1 protein-coding gene is annotated in these 2,107 nt (G+C 53.0%); it reads left to right on the top strand.

Translation table 11 applies throughout. The features are described 5' to 3' along the window. Positions 1 to 708 (top strand): RHS repeat-associated core domain-containing protein (locus FVW20_RS13345; RefSeq protein WP_196609995.1); only part of this gene is annotated, 708 nt, incomplete at its 5' end. Between the last annotated feature and the right edge of the window lie 1,399 nt (positions 709 to 2,107).

Raw genomic sequence — 2,107 nt, 5'->3', positions numbered from 1 at the left:
GTGGTGAAGCGCATGGAATACGACAGCTTCGGCAACCCGCTGCTGGACACCTGCCCGTACTTCTTTCTGCCGCTGGGCTTTGCCGGGGGGCTGGCGGACCGGCACACCGGCCTCGTGCGCTTCGGCTTTCGCGACTACTACCCGCGCACCGGACGCTTCACCGCGCCCGACCCGCTGGGCGACACCGGCGGCGACCATGACCCCTACGACTATTGCGTGGACGACCCGGTCAGCGCCTTCGACCCGCTGGGGCTCATCGGGGAAGCCATCATCGGTCAGGGGTGGGACGAATCAAAACACCCTCGCGACGACATCGGCAGGTTCACCTTCGCCGACGCCCGCAGGCGCGGAGGCAGTGAAACCGGCACCCAGGCGGGCAATTCCACACAACACGCTCCAACTGCTGGCACTGGGCAGGCAAAAGGCAACATAGGCACAAAGTCACACGAAATAGCGCAGCAATTACGTCCATGGTGGACATACCCGTATGGCAGCAAAGAAAAGCAGGAGGGAATTTCGAAAATTCAAGGCACGTTGAAGCCTGAACTTTCGGAATGGGGGAATACAATGCTTGATCTTGGAATGGAAACTCCAAATGGGCCACAAATACTCACCGAAGAAGCAATAGACGGCATCAGGAACAAATTACAAAGCGATAAAGAAAAAAAATTGAAGAAAAATCAAAAAAACAAACCCAACAACCAATAAGACTGCCAGTCGGAAGACTGCGAACCACAACCATACGAACTCCTCTGGCGTTGCGGCGTAATGCGTTACAATGCCGAGGAGTTCTTATATTGAACATTTTCTATACTTTTTTATGTTTAAAAAATTTTGATATCACGACAAGATACCCACAGTTCACAAGCGCAGCAAACAGTCCTTTTGCCCCAAATACAATACCCGCATCGCGTTTAAAGTAAAATATATTAAACACAGGCCTTGTAGGATCCATTTTATAATATGGCAAAGAACTATTCATTAAAACAAAAAACATGAACACAGAATATATCATCATTGCCGATAGCACGCTATCTATAACTCGCGAACTATTTGAAGTTGCCAACACTGGAAAAAGTGCCAACACCCAAAAAAAGCAAAATAAATACATAAAAAGTTCATGCGCACTGGCAAATATATTCGCAAAATACCACATGAAACATTCAGACAAAAATATACACGCAATAACGACCTTCTTTCTACGTACATCTGTTAACATATGCTCCGCCTACGCAATAAATTGATATGAACAAGAGAACAAGTTCGCACGATACAACATACTTTCCAAAACACTTACTTAAGCACAACCATCAGTCCATAACTGCATATTTTCCCCGAACGCTTCCCCTGCAAACCAAAATGACACCAACATATATTTGCGTTCTTATGTGCACAAACGCAAAAACGCAAACAACTAATCCGTGACACTGCCCCCTGCAAAGGCAATCCACCCCGATTCAGAAATATCTTCGCTCCGCCGACCATACGTTTGTACTCTACATAATGCCACGCAAATACGACTCATCGTGACACCGACAGAACTGCTGAAACGCATTCCCAAGGCAAAGGCCAGCAAATAACCCGTCCCGACCTGCCAAGGGGCCACCGGTGCTGCCAGTACTGGAAGTCACTCCGGACATGCGATATGGCTTGGCAACTTCCAGCCCCCAAGGCAGGTTCTGCATGCATCGCACACCAGCACCCCGCGGGGACACCGCCTTCCCCGCCCTTTGAGTTCCGCGCGGATTTCGGATAGGGTTCACCGGCGCATGGCGGTGGGGCGCGGCCCGTCCGGACTTTACCCGCGCCTTGTCCGGCACTGCCGAAGCATCCTGCGGCAGGTCCGGCTGGCTGAGCAGGTTCGGGCAACACCGGACCGCACGCCAAGCGCATCCGGAGTCGCATCCGGCGACACCACCGGGACAGCGCAGCGCCCGCTGGGCATTTGGGACCACACTTTCGGGGGCACGCAACGGGCACATGAACAGACGACGGTTTCTCATCGCCGCGTGCGCCTGCGCGCTGCATCTGGCCGCCATGGGCACCGCCCTTGCCGGGCCAGCAGTACGCCCCGCCCTGCGGCGCGGCAGCGGGCCGCTGGGGTCTG

Source organism: Nitratidesulfovibrio oxamicus, assembly GCF_015731765.1.
GTDB lineage: Bacteria > Desulfobacterota > Desulfovibrionia > Desulfovibrionales > Desulfovibrionaceae > Cupidesulfovibrio > Cupidesulfovibrio oxamicus.
Note: the sequence above shows the minus strand (reverse complement) of the source record. Positions and strands in the feature narration are given on the sequence as shown.